This is a genomic window from Krasilnikovia sp. MM14-A1259 (assembly GCF_047159535.1).
Lineage (GTDB): Bacteria > Actinomycetota > Actinomycetes > Mycobacteriales > Micromonosporaceae > Actinoplanes.
In genome coordinates this window covers 7,381,888-7,400,976 of the sequence record NZ_BAAGAJ010000002.1, presented here as the reverse complement: position 1 = coordinate 7,400,976, position 19,089 = coordinate 7,381,888, and the positions used below count along the sequence as shown (strand labels likewise).

16 protein-coding genes are annotated in these 19,089 nt (G+C 69.6%); 8 read left to right on the top strand and 8 right to left on the bottom strand.

The genetic code is table 11. The features are described 5' to 3' along the window. Window positions 1-175: 175 nt before the first annotated feature. The 3 genes from ACMCNK_RS33605 to ACMCNK_RS33595 all read right to left on the bottom strand — a co-directional run bounded on the left by ACMCNK_RS33605 (window position 176) and on the right by ACMCNK_RS33595 (window position 1,472). On the bottom strand, window positions 176-550 hold the full coding sequence (locus ACMCNK_RS33605; protein ID WP_412740344.1) for a DUF4326 domain-containing protein: 375 nt from the start codon (window positions 548-550) through the stop codon (window positions 176-178). Between the two features lie 12 nt (window positions 551-562). Next, the gene (locus ACMCNK_RS33600; RefSeq protein ID WP_412740343.1) at window positions 563-1,090 is read right to left on the bottom strand and encodes a PaaI family thioesterase; all 528 of its coding nucleotides are present in this window, start codon (window positions 1,088-1,090) and stop codon (window positions 563-565) included. An 85-nt stretch (window positions 1,091-1,175) separates the two neighbouring features. Then, window positions 1,176-1,472, bottom strand: coding sequence for a putative quinol monooxygenase (locus tag ACMCNK_RS33595; protein ID WP_412740342.1), 297 nt, complete (start codon window positions 1,470-1,472; stop codon window positions 1,176-1,178). Window positions 1,473-1,588: 116 nt separating this feature from the next. Between ACMCNK_RS33595 and ACMCNK_RS33590 the strand changes: the two genes are divergently transcribed. Then, entirely contained in the window at window positions 1,589-2,548 is a 960-nt protein-coding gene (locus ACMCNK_RS33590) for a GlxA family transcriptional regulator (RefSeq protein WP_412740341.1), read from the top strand. Window positions 2,549-3,009: 461 nt separating this feature from the next. Here ACMCNK_RS33590 and ACMCNK_RS33585 read toward each other — a convergent pair whose 3' ends face one another. Then, window positions 3,010-4,182: a glycoside hydrolase family 5 protein gene (locus tag ACMCNK_RS33585; RefSeq protein WP_412740340.1), complete on the bottom strand. Its 1,173-nt coding sequence runs from the start codon at window positions 4,180-4,182 to the stop codon at window positions 3,010-3,012. Window positions 4,183-4,885: 703 nt separating this feature from the next. Here ACMCNK_RS33585 and ACMCNK_RS33580 point away from each other — a divergent pair. Beyond that, entirely contained in the window at window positions 4,886-5,635 is a 750-nt protein-coding gene (locus ACMCNK_RS33580) for a hypothetical protein (protein WP_412740339.1), read from the top strand. Between the two features lie 78 nt (window positions 5,636-5,713). Here the strand turns inward: ACMCNK_RS33580 and ACMCNK_RS33575 are convergent, their stop codons facing one another. Then, entirely contained in the window at window positions 5,714-6,199 is a 486-nt protein-coding gene (locus ACMCNK_RS33575; protein ID WP_412740338.1) for a nuclear transport factor 2 family protein, read from the bottom strand. Between the two features lie 355 nt (window positions 6,200-6,554). Here ACMCNK_RS33575 and ACMCNK_RS33570 point away from each other — a divergent pair, with 355 nt between their 5' ends. The 3 genes from ACMCNK_RS33570 (at window position 6,555) to mgtA (ending at window position 12,072) form a co-directional block, all read left to right on the top strand. After that, on the top strand, window positions 6,555-8,225 hold the full coding sequence (locus ACMCNK_RS33570) for a diguanylate cyclase (RefSeq protein ID WP_412740337.1): 1,671 nt from the start codon (window positions 6,555-6,557) through the stop codon (window positions 8,223-8,225). 614 nt (window positions 8,226-8,839) lie between these two features. Beyond that, window positions 8,840-9,250: a hypothetical protein gene (locus tag ACMCNK_RS33565; protein ID WP_412740336.1), complete on the top strand. Its 411-nt coding sequence runs from the start codon at window positions 8,840-8,842 to the stop codon at window positions 9,248-9,250. 281 nt (window positions 9,251-9,531) lie between these two features. Beyond that, complete coding sequence (gene mgtA / locus ACMCNK_RS33560) at window positions 9,532-12,072, top strand: magnesium-translocating P-type ATPase (protein ID WP_412740335.1); 2,541 nt, start codon at window positions 9,532-9,534, stop codon at window positions 12,070-12,072. Window positions 12,073-12,457: 385 nt separating this feature from the next. On the opposite strand, the gene ACMCNK_RS33555 is transcribed toward mgtA, so the two are convergent. Further along, window positions 12,458-12,973 (bottom strand): DUF2231 domain-containing protein, encoded by a 516-nt coding sequence (locus ACMCNK_RS33555; protein WP_412740334.1) that lies wholly within the window; start codon window positions 12,971-12,973, stop codon window positions 12,458-12,460. A gap of 97 nt (window positions 12,974-13,070) precedes the next feature. On the opposite strand from ACMCNK_RS33555, the gene ACMCNK_RS33550 reads away from it, so the two are divergent. Both ACMCNK_RS33550 and ACMCNK_RS33545 read left to right on the top strand, forming a co-directional pair. After that, a complete protein-coding gene (locus ACMCNK_RS33550) occupies window positions 13,071-13,754 on the top strand; it encodes a response regulator transcription factor (protein WP_412740333.1) in 684 nt (227 codons plus the stop codon). Then, a complete protein-coding gene (locus ACMCNK_RS33545; RefSeq protein ID WP_412740332.1) occupies window positions 13,751-14,965 on the top strand; it encodes a sensor histidine kinase in 1,215 nt (404 codons plus the stop codon). Before ACMCNK_RS33550 ends, ACMCNK_RS33545 begins: the two co-directional genes overlap by 4 nt. A 64-nt stretch (window positions 14,966-15,029) precedes the next feature. Here ACMCNK_RS33545 and ACMCNK_RS33540 read toward each other — a convergent pair whose 3' ends face one another. Next, entirely contained in the window at window positions 15,030-17,348 is a 2,319-nt protein-coding gene (locus ACMCNK_RS33540; RefSeq protein WP_412740331.1) for a heavy metal translocating P-type ATPase, read from the bottom strand. A 259-nt stretch (window positions 17,349-17,607) separates the two neighbouring features. Further along, window positions 17,608-18,612 carry an Acg family FMN-binding oxidoreductase gene (locus tag ACMCNK_RS33535; protein ID WP_412740330.1) on the bottom strand — a complete coding sequence of 335 codons (1,005 nt, stop codon included), beginning with the start codon at window positions 18,610-18,612 and terminating at the stop codon, window positions 17,608-17,610. A gap of 21 nt (window positions 18,613-18,633) precedes the next feature. Here ACMCNK_RS33535 and ACMCNK_RS33530 point away from each other — a divergent pair, with 21 nt between their 5' ends. Beyond that, on the top strand, window positions 18,634-19,083 hold the full coding sequence (locus ACMCNK_RS33530; RefSeq protein ID WP_412740329.1) for a hypothetical protein: 450 nt from the start codon (window positions 18,634-18,636) through the stop codon (window positions 19,081-19,083). The last annotated feature ends 6 nt before the right edge of the window (window positions 19,084-19,089 follow it).

Sequence of the window (19,089 nt, the reverse complement as noted above, 5' to 3'; positions counted from 1 at the left end):
CCCGGTCGAGTGAGTCGGTGGTCACCGGACTCGCATGAGCCCGATCGAGCCGTCACCGGGGTGGTGCCGGCCTGCTGAGTGCCGCGTCCATCGGTAGCCGATCGAGACGGATGAGGATCCTGCTGCGTCGGGGCAGTGCCAACTCGCCAGCCGGTCCTGGCCGAAGGCCAGTTCGCTACGAACCGGGACCGCTGCCGGGCGGCGGTGGCCCCGTGCTGCGTGGCGCCCGGCCGGACGGAGCCGGCCTGGTGTCCGCCAACTCGGCGATCACCTGGGCGTGGCAGGGCTCAGGTACGCACCAGCAGCCGAGCCGGCGCCCGCGCAACCCCGGCAGGAGGGCGAGGAGGTCGGCTCGGCTGAGCAGGTACTCCCGGTACTTCTCGACGACCTGCTTCCGGGTACCGTCGGGCCCCGGACGGTACGGGCTGGCCAGCGGGGAGGCAGCCAGCCGCCAGCCGCCGCGGTACATCGCGCGCCCGACGTACACCACGTCGGCGTACGCCGGGTCGCCCCGATGGCCCTTGAGGTTGACCGCGGTGGTTGCCGTCATCGTTGCGCCGTTTCAGGTCCGCGCCGGCAACGCCAGGATCGCGCAGGTCGCAGTGCCGTGCGCGTACAACCTGCCGTCGGTGGCGCCGACGACGCGTGCCTGTGCGGTCGCGGTCGTCCGGCCGACGTGAACGGTCTCGCCTTCGCAGCGCAGGGTCGGGGTGTCGGGCAGCACCGGGCGTACCAGGTGCACCCCGAGCTGGACGGTGGTGTAGGCGCGGCCGGCCGGCAGGGCCGTCAGCACCGCGCTGCCGAGCGCGGAGTCGAGCAGGGTGGCCAGGAAGCCGCCGTGGACGGTACCCATCGGATTGAGCAGATGCTCGCCCGGGTCACCGTCGAAGACGGCCCGCCCGGCGGCCACCTCCACCAGGCGGAACCCGAGCGTGCCGCAGATCGGGGCGGCGGGAAGCTCACCGACCAGCGCAAGGCGCAGCAGCTCAAGCCCGCTGCGGCCGGCGGCGTCGGCGGATGACGTCGGCGGCGACCAGGTGTGCACACGGGTACGCGTGGCGGTGCCGTCGGTGCTGGTGCACGTTGTCATGAACGGTGTGTCTCCCTCGCTGTGCTGGCGGCGGTTGCCTGTGCGGTCGTCGGTCGGTGTGCCCCGGCTCCGGGACCACGCCGTTTCAGGGAAGCTTTGCCGCGAGGATGTCGACGGGGCGAATCTCCGGGTCGCACGCGAGCATCGTCGGGGCGGCTGCGGCGAGCGCCGCGGCGATGCGGCCTTGGAGGTGGCCGGTTCGCCCCTGCTCATCCTCGAAGGTGTCGAAGACGCCGAACGTGGTGGCGTCCTGCCGGAACGCGAACCAGGTGACGGTGTGGTCCTCGGCCCTGGCCAGTTCGAGCGCGTCTCGCAGCAGTGCCTCGACCTCGGCGGCGTGCTCCGGCTTGGCCTCGATGCGGGCCAGCAGTCCAACAGTCATGGTCGTTCCTCCCGATAGTCGTAATCGTTCGTCGCCGCTTCCGGCGCTACTCAAGGTAGCCACCCCGGATACCGCGGCACAGTGTCGGTAACGACATGTTCGGTATCGTTTCCGACATGGATCTCGCGGTGCTGGCCTACGACGGCGTCTTCGACTCAGGGATCTCGGCGCTGCTCGACGTGCTCGAGGCCGCCAACGCCATGCGCGGCGAGATCCCCCATCCACCGCCCGCCTGGCGGGTCACCACCGTCGGCTTCCGCCGCCGGGTCCGCACCGGCGCCGGGCACGTCGTCGCCACCGCACCGGTGGACGCGGCGACCGACGTCGACCTCCTGGTGGTACCGGCGCTCGCCGAGCGGCGACCGGACGCGCTCGTCGCCCACGTGTCGGGTCCGGATTCGGCGGCGGTGCGGCGGCTGGTGACCGCCACACGGTCGCGGGGCACCCCGGTCGCCTCCGCGTGCACCGGCACCTTCCTGCTCGCCGAGGCGGGCGTGCTCGACGGCCGGCGAGCCACCACGAGCTGGTGGCTCGCGCCGGTCTTCCGACGGCGCTACCCAGCCGTCACCCTCGACGATTCGCGGATGGTCGCCATGTCCGACGGGGTGGTCACCGCGGGTGCCGCGTTCGGGCACATCGATCTCGCGCTCGCCATCGTGCGGATGCGCAGTCACACGCTGGCCGATCTCGTCGCCCGGTACCTGGTGGTCGACGACCGTCCGTCCCAGTCGGCGTATGCGATCCCCGGCGCCCTGGCCAACCACGACCCCACCGTGGCCGCGTTCGAGCGCTGGGTTCGGCGCCACCTGGGCGAACCGCTCACCGTCGGTGACGCCGCACGCGCGCTCGGCATCAGCGAACGCACCCTCCAACGGGCCGTGCGCCGCACCCTGGGCATTTCGCCGGTGCGGTTCGTCCAGGCCGTGCGCGTGGAACAGGCCACCCATATGCTCCGGACCACTGACCTGTCGCTCGACGCGATCGCCCGCAAGGTCGGCTACGAACACGCGCACACCCTGCGGACGCTGCTACGAACCCGTACCGGAAGCACCACGCCGGCACTACGCGGCCGGTGACCGCGGCGGGACCGCCGCCGCGCCGCTGCCGTGGGGACCACACCGTGGCACCGCCGGGTTCCAGGTCAGATTCCGCTTGCAGACGACACAAGAGTGCCGCTCTCCGCGATGGCGGGATCTGGTTACCGGCGTGCGGCCGGGCCAGGGTCGACATTTCCGCCGTTGGCCCGCCTGGCCCTGCCGGACAAGGCAGCAGAGACCGGACCAACGGCTGGGCTTCGGGTCCAAACGCAAGTGGCGAGCGCCGATGTCGACGCCCGCGCACCCGCGTTCACGATCACTCTCGGCGAGTACCTCTCGCTCCGATGGTCATTGAGGCACCCAGGACTGCATTCGCGGCTCGACCGGGATCCGCACCCACCGTTGATGGCCTTCGCCTAAATCCGCTTCAACCGTGGAGGAGGGAGTTGGCCGCAGTGCGGCTGGCGACCAGAATCACAGGGCCGGATGCCAGACCATCCTCAGTGCTGCTGGAGGTGGTCACCAACGAGCTTGTACCACTTGTCCTTACGAATCCACTTGTTTGCATCGGTCGGGTCCACGTAGTAAATGCCGTGGGTGTCCGCCCTCGTGGCGCGAACCCGGTAGGTCCACCAGGACCAGCCGATGCCCTTGTTGTTGAGGTCGTCCAGCACCTGAGTCGCCTCGCCCCTGCGCCCTTTGTCCGAGTCCTCGGTGGCGCCGCTCTCGATGCCGACCTGGTTGATCCACACGGGGGCGTTGGACGTGCGCTGGAATTCGCTGAGGTCCTGCGTCCGGTCGAGCGGCGCCTTGTCGTGGATGAAGTAGTCGCCGGTGTAGATGATGTTGTCGTCTACGTTGGTGACCACGTTGTTGAGCCGCTTGATGTTGTACAGGTCATTCGGGCCCACGACGATCGGCGTGTCCCGGTCGATCCCCCGGATCACCCCGATGAACTCTTCGTAGAACGACTTGACGTCCGAGTCGTCCTGGAGCGACGGGCTGTCCTTGCCGGTGGTGTTCAGGTTGGGCTCGGGCAGGATCTCCAGTGCCCCGATGTACGGCGTGTTCTGGTACCGCTTGGTGAGGAACCGCCACAGCTCCTTGAACTGGTCCCGCTTGTCCTTGTTCTTCGGGTTCCAGAAGTTGTTCGTCGAGTCCGCGCCCGAACCCTGGCCGTTGTCAGAGTCCACGAACAGGATCACCCACAGGTGCTTGTCCACAGCCTGCTTGATCGTCTCGTCGAGCAGCTGGAGGTGGCAAGGCTTGATGTACCCAGTCGTGGTTGCGGTCTTGTCATAGCTGTCGACGCCTGAGGTCTTGTAGTCACCCCACCAGCGCAGCGGAATTCGCACGGAGTTGGCGCCTTGGGCGACGTTCTCGTTGGGATCCTTCGGGAACTGGGCCGTGTCCCACTCGCCCCAGTTGTACCCGCGCAGCACGATCGGCTTCTTGGTGGTGGGGTCGATGATCTTCGGTTCGGGTTGCGGCTTCACTTTCACTTTCAGCCGGTCGAGCTGCCCCTCGGTCGGCGGTGATGACTTGCAGTCCGTGGGTTGCGCCGCCTCCGCCGCCACCGGCGCGTACACGGTCACGGTCAGCAGACCCGCCACCACCGCCAACGCGCCGGCCATCCGCCGGGACACGCTCGTGGCCCGCGAACTTCTCATCATGTCCAATGTCCTCACTGTCGGATCAAGGTTCGTCGAATGATGGCACGACGAGATCCGGCGCCAGGCGAGGGTTCGCGTTAGGCACGGGCTGCCACGGGCTACACTCCACGCGCCCTGTTGGAGTCTCGCGCGGCGGCCAACTACCTATATCGCTGGCATAGGGGGCTTGCTGCATCGTCGTGCTGTCCGATCAGGACTACGAGCTTCGTCAATGCCCTCTGCAATGTTCTAGGCCAAGCTGGGGCAGGCGGCAGTTGACCTACCAGGCCGGAACCACCTCGGAGGCCGCCGCGCTACCTGGTGCGGCCTCGACGTCCTCGCCCAGTACCTCGTGAAGATCAGCAACCTCGCCGCACGGCGCCCCCACCCCTCGGGCTCATCCATGCGCCACAACCACCGACCCGCAGCCCGCAGCCCGCACACTCAACCCGATTTTTCAGGTCGAAGTAGCTATTCGCCGCCGCCCCGCCCCGCCCGAGGGTTCCGGGTCACCCGCTGAGCTGAGCGCGGCTCCGCGTTCGTCGTAGTCGACAACCCGGCCAGCGAAAGAGACCGCTTGCGTGGACTTGCCATGATCGCGTAGTCCCGACAGTGTCACCCACAGTGGAGGTGCCGGAAAGTGCCGACGCACGCTCGACCGCGGACGCCCGTGCCGCCACCCCCGCACGGCCGCGCCCGACGCACCCGCCGGCGGGTGGGCCACGTGGCACTGGCCGGGCTCGCCGGGATCCTGACCGTCGCCACGCTACCCTCCCCCGCCTCTGCGAAGTCCTCCTACGACCTGACGATCCGCGAGCGGCAGGTCAGTGTCGGCCAGGACATCCATGTGACCGTCACGTTGGGCGACGACGCTGGCCTCGGAACGTCGCGGATGTGCCTGTTCCAGATGGTCGGCGACCGCATGCCGCCGCTCGTGGACGGCGAATACCAGACCAGGGTGACGGACAAGTACCACAAGGTGGCCGACTGCCTCAAGCCCACATTCGACGACCCCGACGTGGCAGACACCGGCAGCTCCAAGTTCGTGTTACGCGCCACGACACCCGGCCGGTTGACCCTGGTAGCGATCCGGGACAACAACGGGCTACAAACCTCGGACGAGGGCCATCCGAAGACCTACATCGGCACCCAGCCCGTCACGATCACTGTGCGGGGCCAGGACAAGTCGGCGGATCCCAATGCGAAGATCTCCCTGGTACGCATCGAACAGCCGCCCCCGCCGCCCCCGTCCCCCTCGCAGGACCCGTCCGCGTACCCCACCGAGGACGACGACATCACCATCCCGGACTCCGGCGACGAGCCGTCCCCTGCTCCGCGGCCCGCCGCCGCGGAATCGACTGACCAGTCCGGCTGGACGCTGATCGGCGCGACGCTCGGCGGCATGCTGGTCGGCGGCGTACTGACCGGCGTGCTGGTCGCCCGTCGAACACGCCGCCGCCCGGCAGCCGATTAGCGACGCCCTGGGACCGCCTCGACCCAGGGTTGTGTGCCAGGTGGATCATGGAGAACAGGGGGCGCTCGGACCTCAAGGTCAGCTGCGTACAGATCTGGTGTCGTGCTGTGAGCCGTCCCGACCGCGACCCGGCTTGCGGGCGTTCCAGTCCCCGATTGCGGTGACCAAGCGGGACGGGTCGAAGTAGACCTCGTTGCGGCTGATCAGGCCGTCTCGAAAGTGGACCAGGCATACGCCGTCCACCTCGACGTCAATATCGCCCACCGGGGCGGTCAGGTGCCAGTGGTTGACGAACCCGTCCCGCATCGGCACCCCGTGCCGGTGGGTCCACCGCCAGCGCGGATTGTGCCGCAGCAGGGTCCGCAGGTAGTCGAGAAACGCCGCTTTGCCGACCAGCCCAGCAGGCACGGTCGGGTCGCAGTAGAACAGGTCGTCGGTGTAGAAGGCGGCCAACCGTTCGGGTTCGTTGCCGGTCCACGCGGGCAGCCACCGCTCGGCGAACGCAGCGGCCTGCTCGGGCGAGAGCCCGACGAACGGGTGAGTGAGATCGACATCTGCGTTCACAAGTTATCTCCGAGGGCATTCCGTTCGGTTACCGTGCGGGCGGGAGGCTCTCGCACGATACCGAAGAGACCCGCCGCCTGTCGCGGAGTGCCAGGTCACGGAGAGTGCCGTGACCACGAACGCGGTGGACGTTCTCGGTCAGGCACTGGCGGTTGCTTCCCGACCCAACCGCATCTCGAACCTCATTCCTTCCTGAGCGCTGCGCACGGCGCCACTGCGCGAACCCTCGGATACCCTTTTGGGTCGCGATGAGCCTCCTGCACCAATGAGCCCGCGTGAAACAACGACCGGCAGGCAGTGGACGGCCCTTAGGTTCATCGTCACGCAACCGATACCTGACGGTATGAGCGCTGAGGTGGTCGTGACCGGCGGGGTTCTTGAGGCCCCACCCGGGTCGCGTGTACAGCAGTTGCTTGCCGAGCTGATCTCGATAGAGATCGTGCCGTTGCCGTTCAATGACCCGGACGGGGCCATGCAGGCACGTGTTTCCGACATCGAACGGGAGGCCGCCGAGCTCGGTGACATGGAGCTGTGGCAGCGGGCCCGGCTGCACGTCATGTACATGCGGGGCCTCCTGGAAGGCGACCTCGCCGAGTGGGCCCGCACGTCTCAGGAGGTCCACCAGTGGGCGGCGGACAACAGCCGCCGAGAACTGCTCATCCGCAGTCATAGCTCACTCGGCACGCTGTACCTCCAGCTCGGTGACCCGGCAGCCCACCTCGTCCACGCGGTCGGTGCGGTCGAATTGCTCACAGACGACACCCCGGCTGCTACTCGGGTGGGTTGCCTGATGCGGTTCGCCAACGCCCTGTCCTCCCTCGGCTCCCGCGAGGAGGCCCGCGAGCGTTACCAGCAGGCCGAACGGCTCGCCGCCGAGATCGACGACAAACGCTGGCTGCGACTGATCCTCAACAATTACGCCGACACCGAGCACACCGCCGGCGATCCGGAGCGGGCGTGGCAGATCCTTGAGCAGCTCATGGCCGCGGTCACCCCGCCGGGCTCAGCATTCGACCTCGGCATGCTGGCCCAGTACGAGATTGGCACCCTTGCCGAAGTTCAGATCGACCTGGGTCGCTACGCCGAGGCCGAACAGAGCATGCGATTCAACCTTCGACGATACGAATACTCCGGCGTCGTCGACCACTGGGCCCATGCCCTGGATCTGCTGACGCTGGCCACAGCGCAACGGCACCTCGGCGAGACCGATCTCGCTCAGCAAACCCTGAACCAGGCCAGTGCACTGTGCACCGAACACGACTTCGCCGAAGTCGTCGCCAAGATCCTGCAGGAACAGGCCGAACTGTACGCCGCCACCGGCGAGCCCACCCGCGCCTTCCAAACGCACAAAGAGTTCCACGCCGCAGTCGAGAAGCTCCGCAGCTCGGCACTGGAAGCTCAGGCACGCACCCGCCAGGCCATGTTCGAAACCACCGAAGCGCGCAACCAAGCTGCCGCGTTCCGCGACGAAGCCCGCCGCGACCCACTCACCGGCCTCCGCAACCGCCGCTACGTCGATGAACACCTGCCCCGCCTCATCGAACACGCCCGCACGAGCGGAAACACCCTGGTTGTCGCGCTCGCCGATCTGGACCATTTCAAACGCATCAACGACACCCTCTCCCACGACGTCGGTGACCAGGTGCTGACCACCACCGCATCCATCCTGCGCGACGAACTGGCCCGGATCAGCGGCGACGGCTTCGTCGCCCGCATGGGCGGTGAGGAATTCCTGCTCGTGCTGCCCGGCACCGCCCCCGCCGACGTCGCCACCCACCTGGACGACGTGCGCCGGGCCATCCGCAATTACGACTGGCAGCCGATGACCGGGGATCTCTCCGTCACCGTCAGCATCGGTTCGAGTACCACCGCGTGCATCCCCCAGCCCACCCAGCCGGGGCTGCTCGCCGACGCCGACCGCAACCTTTACGCCGCAAAACACGCAGGCCGCGACCGGGTCATCAACAATCCACCACCACACCGCGGAACCCGCCGATACCGCGACGCACCCAAACCCACAAGCTGATCAGCCATCCCACCCCGGCCCAACAGTCCGGATGGGCACACCTGCCCAGTCCTCCGCGCCGACGACCGTGACCGTGGTGTGCGTGGACGAACTGGGGTTGACGCTCGCGGTGGGTTAGATGTCTGGGCACAACACCGCCCTGGGCCGCATACGGCCATAGCCGCTGGGACATACGCGCCGTGACTCCCGCCGACACACCTGGGCGCCGCAGTCGCCGGACGGCAGCGTGCTCGACCGCGAGTACTACAACCTCGCCACCGACCCGTGGCGACTGACCCAACCCTTCCACGACCGCAATCCGGGCAACGACCCCGCGATCGCGCCCTGACCGCAACACTCACTACCCAGCGCACTCGCATAGGCCACGTCTGGGCCCTGACCCATCTTCTGACAGGCCAACGCACCTGGCCCGAGCACCGGCGCCCGCCGTTTGGGTAGCTGGTGGAGCGGCCCGGGTCCGATTGGCCCTGCGGGTCGGGATCTTCGGCCCGTATCAATGGAGCCCTTGCGCACGTCCCCCTAACCGCGGCGCCACCCGATGATCTAGGTGCACAACGAAGTTGGACAAGACGCGTGGAAGGGGCAGGACAATGAGGTCGGGGAGGATCGCCGGCGTGCTGATGGCTCTGGTCGGGGCCGGGATGGTCGCGGCAGGCCCGGTGCTGGTCTACGAGGGCGTGCACGGACAGAGCATGATCACCGACGAGCTGACCGCTCAGAAGATCACGTTCCCGGCGGACCGCGCCCAGCTTCCCGACGCGCTGAAGGAGTACGCCGGACAGCAGGTCACCACGGGCAGCGACGCGAAGGCGTACGCCGATCTGATCATGGGTGAGACGCTGCGCGGTTCCCTGATGAGCGCCTACCAGGCCGAGCGGGTCACCTGGCTGGCCATCGGGCTCGGCGGACTGCTCATCGCACTGGGCGCCACCGCAGGCGTGGCCGCGTACAGCATGTACCCCCGCAAGATCGTGGTACCGGCCTCCCCCGAGGCGCTGGTCAGCGGACACCTGCCCGTCGGCTGACACCGGGTGCAGAAACGAGGGCCGTCCCACCAGGGCCGGTCCTCGTTGCGTACTCACCGCCCCAGCTATCTGCGAACGCTCACCGGCGGCGCCCATCTGCACATGGGTCAGGTTCAGGCACGAGAGGATCGGACGAGTTGAACCGACATGCAGCAGGGGAGGCCGGCGGGCGAGCCCGGCGAGGCCGGTACGCAAGAGCGTTGCCGGAGCGGCGACGTGGCGAGGAAACAGCGTCGTCGCAGCGACGCGGCGGACGCGTCGGCCGGTCGGAACCTGACCCGGTGCAGCCATCGACTCGGGTCGCGGCCGGTCGCGGCGCACCGTTCTGGGCGGGCCCGCTGACGAGCGTCGTCGCGGCGACAGAGTCGAGTGTCGACGGGCTGTCCGGGGTCGAAGCGCACCAGCGGTTGGCCCGGTACGGGCCCAATCAGATTGCCGCCGCCCGCGGGCATCGAGGCTGGCGGCTACTGCTCGCACAGTTCACCAGTCCGATCATGCTGATCCTGATCGTCGCCACGGTGATCTCCATGGTGCTGGGCGACTTCACCGACGGCACGATCATTCTGGTGATCATCGCGGCCAGCGGTGGGCTGGGGTTCTGGCAGGAGCACTCCGCCGGCCAGGCCGTTGATGCGCTGCTGGCCCGGGTACGGGTGCAGGTCGAGGTCCGCCGTGACGGCCGCGAGGTCTCGGTCCCGGCGGAGAACGTCGTCGTCGGCGACGTGGTGGTGCTGCGCGCCGGGAACATCGTCCCGGCGGACTGCCGCGTGATCACCTCGCACGCGCTCCTGGTCGACGAGGCCGCGCTGACCGGCGAGCCGTTCCCGGTGGACAAGCTGCCCGATCCGGTTCCCGCCGATACACCGCCGACCGAGCGCCACTGTGCGCTGTTCGCCGGGACTCACGTCGCCAGCGGAACCGGCACGGCCATAGTGGTGCAAACCGGAGCGGCCACCGAATTCGCGGCCGTGGCCGCTGAACTCGCGGACCGCGACGTGACGACCGGGTTCGAACGTGGCATGACCGCGTTCGGGCTGCTGCTGGTGCGGGCGATGGCGGTCCTGGTCACCCTGATCTTCATCGTGAATCTGGTACTGCACCGGCCGTTGGTGGAGTCACTGCTGTTCTCCCTCGCCCTGGCGGTCGGGCTAACGCCACAACTGCTGCCCGCCATCGTGGCGGTCAGCTTGTCCGCCGGAGCCCGCCGGATGGCCGACGAGCGGGTGATCGTGAAGAGACTCGACGCGATCGAGGACTTCGGCGCGATGCGGGTGTTGTGCACCGACAAGACCGGGACGTTGACCGACGGGGCGATCCGCCTCGACGGCGCGTACGACCTCGACGGGCGGCCCGACGACGACGTGCTGCGCCTCGCCCGGCTCAACGCCGCCTTGCAGCACGGCTTTCCCAATCCCCTGGACCAGGCGATCCTGGCCGACGCGGCCCCGGGGCGACCCGAACAGCGCTTGGACGAGGTGCCCTACGACTTCGCTCGCAAGCGGCTGTCGGTGCTGACCACCGATGCGGGCGCCGCCGTGTTGATCACCAAGGGGGCCGTCGACACCGTCCTCGACGTGTGCGGCACCGCCCGTGTCGGGGCCGAGACCCGCCCGCTGGCGTCGGCGCTTCCCGAACTTCAAAGCCGGTTCGAGCAGATGTCCGCCGCCGGTTATCGCGTCCTCGCGGTCGCCATCCGGGCGATGCCCGGCCACACCACGGTCACCGTCGCCGACGAGACCGACATGACCGTGGTGGGGCTGCTGGCCTTCCACGACCGCCCGAAACCCGGTGCCGCCGAGGCGGTCGCCGACCTGGCCGCGCTGGGGATCTCGGTCCGGATGGTCACGGGCGACAACCGGCTCGCCGCCGCCCAGGTCGCCGGGCAGGTGGGCCTGACCGGTCCGGTGCTGACCGGCGCTGAGATCGACCGGCTCAGCGACGCTGATCTCGACGCGCAGGTCGCGCGTACCAACGTGTTCGCCGAGGTCGAGCCGCTGCACAAGCAACGGCTCGTGACCGCGCTGCGCGCCGACGGGACCACGGTCGGGTTCCTCGGCGACGGCATCAACGACGCCGCCGCCTTGCACACCGCGGATGTGGGCATCTCGGTGGACACCGCGGTCGACGTGGCCAAACAGTCCGCCGCGATCGTCCTGCTGGACAAGGACCTGGCCGTCGTCGCCGACGGCGTCCGGCTGGGCCGGCAGACCTTCGCCAACACCTTGAAGTACGTACGGGTCACCACCAGCGCGAACTTCGGCAACATGCTGTCGATGGCGGCGGCCGCCGCGTTCCTGCCGTTCCTGCCACTGCTGCCGCGCCAGATCCTGTTGCTGAACTTCCTGACCGACATCCCGGGCACCACCATCGCCACCGACACCGTCGACCCCGAGCAGGTCCGACGGCCGAGGGCCTGGAACATCGCGTCGATCCGTACGTTCATGCTGGTCTTCGGTGTGCTCAGCTCGGTGTTCGATATCGCCACGTTCCTGGTGCTGCGGTGGGGATTCCACGCGCCCGCCGCATTTTTCCGCACCGGATGGTTCGTGGAATCCGCGGCCACCGAACTGGTGGTGATGCTGGTGTTGCGGACCAGCCGACCGTTCTTCCGCAGCCGCCCGGGTTGGGCGCTGCTGGCCAGCAGCGGAATCGTGGCCGCGATCGTCCTCGCCCTGCCCTACACGCCCTTGGCGGGTCCCCTCGGGCTCACGCCACTGACCGCGGCGGTCCTCGTGGTTCTGGGCCTGCTCACGGCGGGATACGTCGCAGCCAACGAGATCGCCAAACGCTGGTTCTCCAATGACACGGCGGCATCCGGGTAGGTGGTGGTAACTTCGGCGTCTGCGCCTGGACTGGCGGAGGAGGCACGACCCCGCGCGAGGCACGGGTGCCCGGCCCCACATCAGGTGACTTCAAGCGTTGGCTGCGGTCAGACGACGAATCCGCCGGCAAACGAACCGGGGCCGCTACTCCCACCTGCGGATACTTCGAGTTCTCCCATTTGCGCGCCCGCAGACTTGCCCAGTTTCCCCGGACCGCAGGCACATCTGATGAAGCTCGGCTTCGAGAAGGCCTTCCTCTGGAAGGCGCGCCACGGCTATGTGACCCTGCCCTGAGCGGCCCGACCGGGCCTCGGCTGCGCTTGTGCGGTGCCGGTTCCACAACAGGCCTGCAGTGGCCCGGAGTGGTGGCGCTCGGCGTCTGTTTTCAGTCGTGCGGGCCCTCGGGCCGGCTGGTGGTGCTGAAGTTGCCGGTCCAGGCTGCCCGGGCGCCGGAGTCGCCGATCCGGTACATCCCGTACATGCCGGCACCAGCCACGATGATGGCCAGCGCGACCAGCACGCGGGTGACGGCCGCCGATCCAGGGGCCAGATAGGCACGGTTGCCGGCTCCAGCACCGGTGGCCTCCCGCTGGCGCCACCAGACGAGCACGGCGAGCACCGCGAGCGGGATGGCGTAGAAGATGGCGGTGTCGCCGAGCTCGGTGTGGTCGTGCAGCAGGGCGCTGCCGGGCACCCGGTGTTCGAGCCATTCGCCCGCGCTGGTCGTCACGGGGACCAGCGCGACCACGACCAGGGACAGCAGGGCGTTGGGCCCGGCCAGCCGGGCCCGGGCAGCCGGCCATACCGTCGTGAGTACGAGCAGCAGAGCGCTCAGCGGCAGCAGGACGACCACCGCGTGGACGAGCAGGATGTGTGCGGGGAGTCCGTTGACGGTGCCCATGACGTCCCTTCCGGAGCGGGTTGGGGCGGATATCGCAGGCGAGCCTACGGACGATTTCTTCGAGTTCTCCAAGTTTGGTGGTGTCACGCTGGGTGGCGTGACTGCGGTGAGCGAGGGTATGGCGGTGACCCGCATCCTGCTGGTGGAGGACGACCGTGAGCTCGGTGAGCTCCTGGTACGCCTTTTCCGCACCGTCGGCTACGCCACGGACCTGGCGCGCGACGGCCAGGCCGGCTTGCACTTCGCGCTCACCCGTGAGTACGACGTACTGATCATCGACCGGGGTCTGCCGGGCATCGAGGGCCTCGACCTGCTGGCCCGGCTGCGCCGCCGCGACGTGGCGGCCCCGGCGCTGGTGCTGACCGCGCTAGGTACCGTCGAGGACCGGGTCGCAGGGCTCGACGGCGGCGCCGAGGACTACCTGGTCAAGCCGTTCGAGGTCGACGAGCTGCTGGCCCGAGTACGGGCGCTGCTGCGGCGCGCCGGCGCCGGTGCGCACACCGTCGCCGTCGGGACCGCGGAGTTCGACCTCATCACCCGCCGGGTCACCACCGCCGACGGCAGCGCTGCGACCCTCTCCGGACGCGAGAGCGATCTGCTGCGCCTGCTCGCGGAAGCCCCCTCTCGGGTGTTCAGCCGGGCGGAGATCGTCGCCAAGGTCTTCCCCGACGCCGCGGCCGAGTCGCTCGTCGACACCTACGTGCACTACCTGCGCCGCAAACTCGGTGCCGAGGTGGTGCGCACGGTCCGCGGAACCGGCTACCGGCTGGGCGCACTGTGAGCGGACACGATCCCGACCGGCTGCTGCTACGCCGTGCCCGTCACGTTCTCGCGGTGCAGAACGTCGTGGCGGTCGCGCTGATCCTGCTGCTGACCGGGGCGTTCGTCATAGGTGCGGCCGACCACAGCCGACGAATCGCCTTCGAGCGATCCGTGGACCAGACGGCCGCCACGGAAGACGACGTCGTCGACCCCCCGGCCGGCATGTGGATCTTCAAGCTGGACGGACACGGACGGCTGACCGCCACCGACGACCCACCCGGCGGGTTCCCCGACCGGGCCGCCCTCGACCGGGTCCGGGCCGGCGGCCCGGCCGAATCGTCCACGACGGACATCGGCGGCACCGACTACCTGGTGGTCACCCGGCAGCGCGGTGACGGCGTCGTGCAGGTCGTGGGAAGCATGGCGGAGCAGGAACAGGAACGGCACCGGCTGCTGGCCGCGCTCGGCGTCGCCGGGATGCTCGGGCTGGCCGCCGCCGCAGTGGCGGGCGCGCTACTGGCGCGCCGGGCCACCGCGCCGCTGGGCGAGGCACTGGCACGGCAACGCCGGTTCGTGGCCGACGCCAGCCACGAGCTGCGTACCCCGCTCGCGCAGTTGCACACCCGCGCCCAACTGCTGCACCGCGACCTGCGCTCCGGGGCATCACCGGCGCAGATGACCCCGGACATCGAACAGCTCGTTGCCGGCACCCGGCAGCTCGGCGAGGTCGTGGACGACCTGCTCCTGTCCACCCAGCCCCGCGGTGATGACGGCGTCGACGTGGACCTCGGGGTGGTGGCCGCGGGCGTAGTCACCGCGCTGGGCACCCGCGCCGAGCAGGACAGCATCGAGCTCACGCTGAGTCCTGACCCGGACGGCCCGTCGCTGGTGCGTGGCCGCGAGGCCGCCCTGCGCCGGGTCGTCACCGCGCTGGTGGACAACGCGCTCAGCCACACGTCCGCGGGCGGGCACGTCGTGGTGGAACTGCGGTCGCAGGGCGAACCCCGGCTGGTGATCCTCGCCGTGCGCGACGACGGTACGGGTTTCGACCCGGCCGACGCGCAGCGCATCTTCGACCGCTTCGCCCGCGGCCACGGCGATCAGCGCCGCTTCGGGCTCGGTCTGGCGCTCGCCCGCGAGGTCGTCACCGGGCACGGTGGCACCGTCGACGCGGCCGGTCAACCCGGCGAGGGGGCCACCTTCACCGTCCGCCTACCTGCGGCCGGCTAGCACCCCGCGGCTGCCGACGGACTGGCAGTGGCGCACCCGTCTCCGCCGGCACCCCGCCTCCTGGCTATCGGGGCGCCACCGTCGGCATGAGGCTGAAGGCGTTCTCCTCCTCCTGCGCGTTGTGCAGGCGCAGGATCGCGTACAAGCCATAGAGCAGTCCCCGCATCTCGATGACGTCTTCCGGATCGCAGACCGAGCCGATCTCGTCCACCAAGTGCCGCAGCCGGGCCACCTGATGCTCGATCTCGGCGTGCGTACGACTGAGCGCGCCGACGGATTCCGGTCCGCCCAGCGCCCGTGCCACGATCGGCAGCAGTTCGGCCTCCTCGGCCCGTTCGTGGGCCAGCAGGTCGGACTCCAGCCGTTCCAGCAGCCCGCGCATGGAGGCGAGATCGTCCCCGGCGGCGAGCGCGTCTGCCGCGGTCCGGACCTGTTCGACGATCGGACGGACCGCGTTGTGCTCGGCGTAGAGACGGTGGGCCGTGACGGCGTCGGCCGGCGGCAGGACGATCGTGTGGGTGCGGGCCGGCAGCAGCGCGCGCAACGCGATCACGATCGCCGCGACGTCGATCGCCTCCTGGGCCAGGGCGCCGACGGCAGGCGGTAGCAGCCCCACCGCGGCGGCCGCCATGCCGATCAGTGACAGACCCATGCCCACCACGACCGCTTGCAGCGCGATACGTCGGGAGCGCCGGGCGATGATGATCGCATCGGCCAGCGCGTCGACCCGGTCCGTGGTGATCACGACGTCGGCGGCTTCGGCCGACGCCGTGACGCCGCGCGCGGCCAGTGCCACGCCCACGTTCGCCGCCGCCAGCGCGGGAGCGTCGTTGATGCCGTCGCCCACCATGATCGTCGGCTGTTGCCGTTGCTCGGCACGGACGATCGCGAGCTTGCCGGCCGGGTCGCACTCGGCATGCACGGCGTCGACGCCGACGACGCGTCCGACCATCTCGGCCATGTCGGCTCGGTCGCCGGTGAGCAGCACCGTCCGGTCGATGCCGGCGGCCCGCAGCGCGCGCATCATCCGGGGGGCCTCGGGCCGCAGCGCATCCTCGAGCAGCAGTACGCCGGCGGGGACGTCGTCGACCGAAACGAAGACGGTCAGCGACCCGTCCAGTGCCGCTCGGCGTCGCGCGTGGCGCACCCATGCAGGTGCCGGCCCTCCGACGATCCACGGCGCCTTGCCGAGCCGGACGTGGTACCCGTCGACCACGCCTTCGACGCCGTATCCGTGTCGCTCGGCGACCTGCGTGGGCATGGTCAGCGGCAGGTCGCGGGCGCCGGCGGCCGTGACGATGGCGCTCGCGAGCACATGCGCTGAGGTCTGGTCGAGAGAGGCGGCGAGGCGCAACAGTTCGGCGGCGTCCACCGGACCGGTCGTGACGATGTCCGCGAGCGTGGGCCGGCCTCGGGTCAGCGTCCCGGTCTTGTCGAACAGCAGTATGCGCCCGGCCGCGAGGCGCTCCAGTGCGGAGCCACCCTTGATGACCACGCTGGCGCGTGCGGCCCGGGACAGTCCGGACATGATCGCGATGGGTGCGGCGAGCAGCAGGGGGCATGGCGTGGCCACGACCAGGACTGCGACCGCACGCACGGCATCGCCGGTGAGCGCCCACGCTACCCCGGCAAGCACGAGTGTGAGTGGGACGAACGCGACCGCGAACCGGTCGGCGACACGCACGAACGGCGCGTTGTCGGCGCGGGCATGCTCGACCAGCCGTACCAGTCCGGCGTACGTCGACTCGGTCGCTGTCGCGGTCGCACGCATCTGCACCGGCGCACCGGCGTTCACCACGCCGCTACGCACATCCTCGCCCGTCCGGCGCTCGACCGGGCGCGCCTCACCGCTCAGCGCGGACTCGTCCATGACGGCCGCGCCGAGCAGACGCCCGTCGACGGGGACGATCTCGCCGGAACCGACCAGCAGCACGTCGCCGGTTTCCACCTCGCCGACGCCGACCTGGGCGACACCGGACGACGTGAGCCGCCGCGCGATCCGGGGCGCTCGCGCGGCCAACAGGCCCAGTTCCCGTCGCGCCCGCCTCTCGGCCCGGTTCTCGAGCAGCACGCCGCTGGTCAACATCACCGCGATGACCGCCCCCGCGAACGCCTCGCCCACGGCCAGAGCGCCCGCGAGTGCGAGCCACGCGATGACATCCACACTCGGACGGCGATGGCGCACGGCATCAGCGAGGGTGACAGTGGAGTAGATCAGGCCCAGCAGCGTCGCGGTCACCCACAGCCCCGTCGCGACCGGGGCTGCACCTGCCGCCGCCGCAACGACACCGCCGAGCAGCAACAGCGTGGATGCCCCGAACAGCAGCGGGATCGTGAGGTCGGCCAGCCGGCGCGACCTCACCTGCGCGGACTCCTCGACCATGCGGAGTCACCCACCCTCGTCAAATCGTCACGGGAATCCGCAAACGGTGTGCTCAAGCACCGGAGCCGCTGCTCTTCCAGCTTCGCTGCCGACCTGGAGCAGGGGGAGGGCCGAGATACCCGACGGGAAGGCGGAACGTCCCCCAGGACGCCGCCGGTTGCAGGTCAGTTCTTGCGCAGGTTTGCTTCCGGTGGCGTGGGCGGCGTCGAGGATGCCGACCGGCCGCCTCCTGCCGCAGTCGGTGAACCGAGGCTTGCGGTCACTCCTGGTCCAGCAGGTGACGCACCTCCTCCACATCGACGATCTGGGCGGTGGGCAGGCGCGGCGGGTGCACCGCGCCGGTGTGGTCCGGGTCTGCGACACCGATCCGCAGCACCAGGTACGGCCAGCCCAGCTCGTCGATCGCCCGGCGCAGCGCCGTACGGGTCACCGGCACTTCGATCACTGCGCTCAGTGGAAGCACCGAGGCGCCCAGCCGGGTCGCGGTCAACCACGCCGCGGACAGCGCCTCACCGGCCCGCAGCCAGGATGAGGGCTCGTCATTGGCGCCGAACAGCACCGCGTACCGGGCGGCCCGGTCATGCCCGGGACCGGAGGGCAGCACCCCCGGCTGGCCGAAGTCCCGGACCGGCACCGTGGTAGCCGGCTGCGAACCGGTCAGGGTGTTCGAGGGAATGCCCAGTCTGTCGTGGCGTCCGATCCAGTAAGCCAGCTCTTCCTGGATCTCGGGGTCCGCCTTTTCCACCGCGTCGGCTCGTGAAGCCGCGGCGGCCAGGTCGAAGACGCGTTCGCCCGTGAGCAGGCCGCACGCGACGTCCTCCGCCTCAGCCGCGGCCACGACCTGCTTCAGCGTGGTTTCCGAGACCGGGGTGTCGCTGACCGGGCGCCGATCGGTGTGCCGCACCTCCATGGTCTGCACCAGCCGCGTCGCAGCCGGGTCGGGCTGCCGGTGCGCGGTGGGAGTGAGCACCGCCAGGAGGTCGGGCCGGCCCGGGGTAGGCAGCCGTTCGACCGCATAATCCCAGCCGGTGGCCGTCAGCGTCGTCCGGGCGTGGTGCAACGCGGCCCCGCAGCTCAGCAACAGCAGCCGCCCGTCCGGATCGATCGCGGGCAGTTGCCGGCTCCATACCGCGGTGAGCTCCATTCGGTCTGTCCGGATCGTCCACCGCCAGGGCTGCGTGTTGTGCACCGACGGGGCGTAGCCCGCCATCGCCGCGGCCCGCGCCAGAACGGCGGCGGCAGTAAAGCCGGTGTCGATTGCCATGGTGGTAGCACCCCTCCTCCGGTGCTGGCACCCTATCTCACTGTGAGTCATCGACCGTCCCGTGACACGAGGCGAAAGGCCCAGGATGCCCAGTCGCAAGGGAATCTCGCAGAGCGTCTGATGTTCGCCGGTGTCGGCATGTTCGCCTGCCTCACGGCGGTCGCCGCTTCAGCGATCGTGGTCAGCGAGGTGGGCGGGCAGGAACGGGAGATCGAGCAGGAGGAACACCGGATCGAACGCGTCCAGGACATGATCCTCGCCCGCCTCACCGAGATCGACGCCCAGCTGCAGAGCCTTGAACAGGCGCGAGAGCCGAGACGCCGCAACGCGATGACACCGAAGCCGATTCTGGGACCTCATCCGCTGCCCTTGCTGGGACCGAGTGGATGGAAACGCCTGCGGGCACGATCGCACTGCCGCCGCTGCCGCCCATCTCGGGGTGGCCGCATCCGGCGCCCGGAGTCCCGATGAGCAGGC

Coding starts and splice junctions, on each gene's coding strand:
- ACMCNK_RS33540 (WP_412740331.1), bottom strand. CDS start 17,348: ATGGTCGAGGAGTCCGCGCAGGTGAGGTCGCGCCGGCTGGCCGACCTC.
- ACMCNK_RS33605 (WP_412740344.1), bottom strand. CDS start 550: ATGACGGCAACCACCGCGGTCAACCTCAAGGGCCATCGGGGCGACCCG.
- ACMCNK_RS33555 (WP_412740334.1), bottom strand. CDS start 12,973: ATGGGCACCGTCAACGGACTCCCCGCACACATCCTGCTCGTCCACGCG.
- ACMCNK_RS33535 (WP_412740330.1), bottom strand. CDS start 18,612: ATGGCAATCGACACCGGCTTTACTGCCGCCGCCGTTCTGGCGCGGGCC.
- ACMCNK_RS33595 (WP_412740342.1), bottom strand. CDS start 1,472: ATGACTGTTGGACTGCTGGCCCGCATCGAGGCCAAGCCGGAGCACGCC.
- ACMCNK_RS33600 (WP_412740343.1), bottom strand. CDS start 1,090: ATGACAACGTGCACCAGCACCGACGGCACCGCCACGCGTACCCGTGTG.
- ACMCNK_RS33585 (WP_412740340.1), bottom strand. CDS start 4,182: ATGATGAGAAGTTCGCGGGCCACGAGCGTGTCCCGGCGGATGGCCGGC.
- ACMCNK_RS33590 (WP_412740341.1), top strand. CDS start 1,589: ATGGATCTCGCGGTGCTGGCCTACGACGGCGTCTTCGACTCAGGGATC.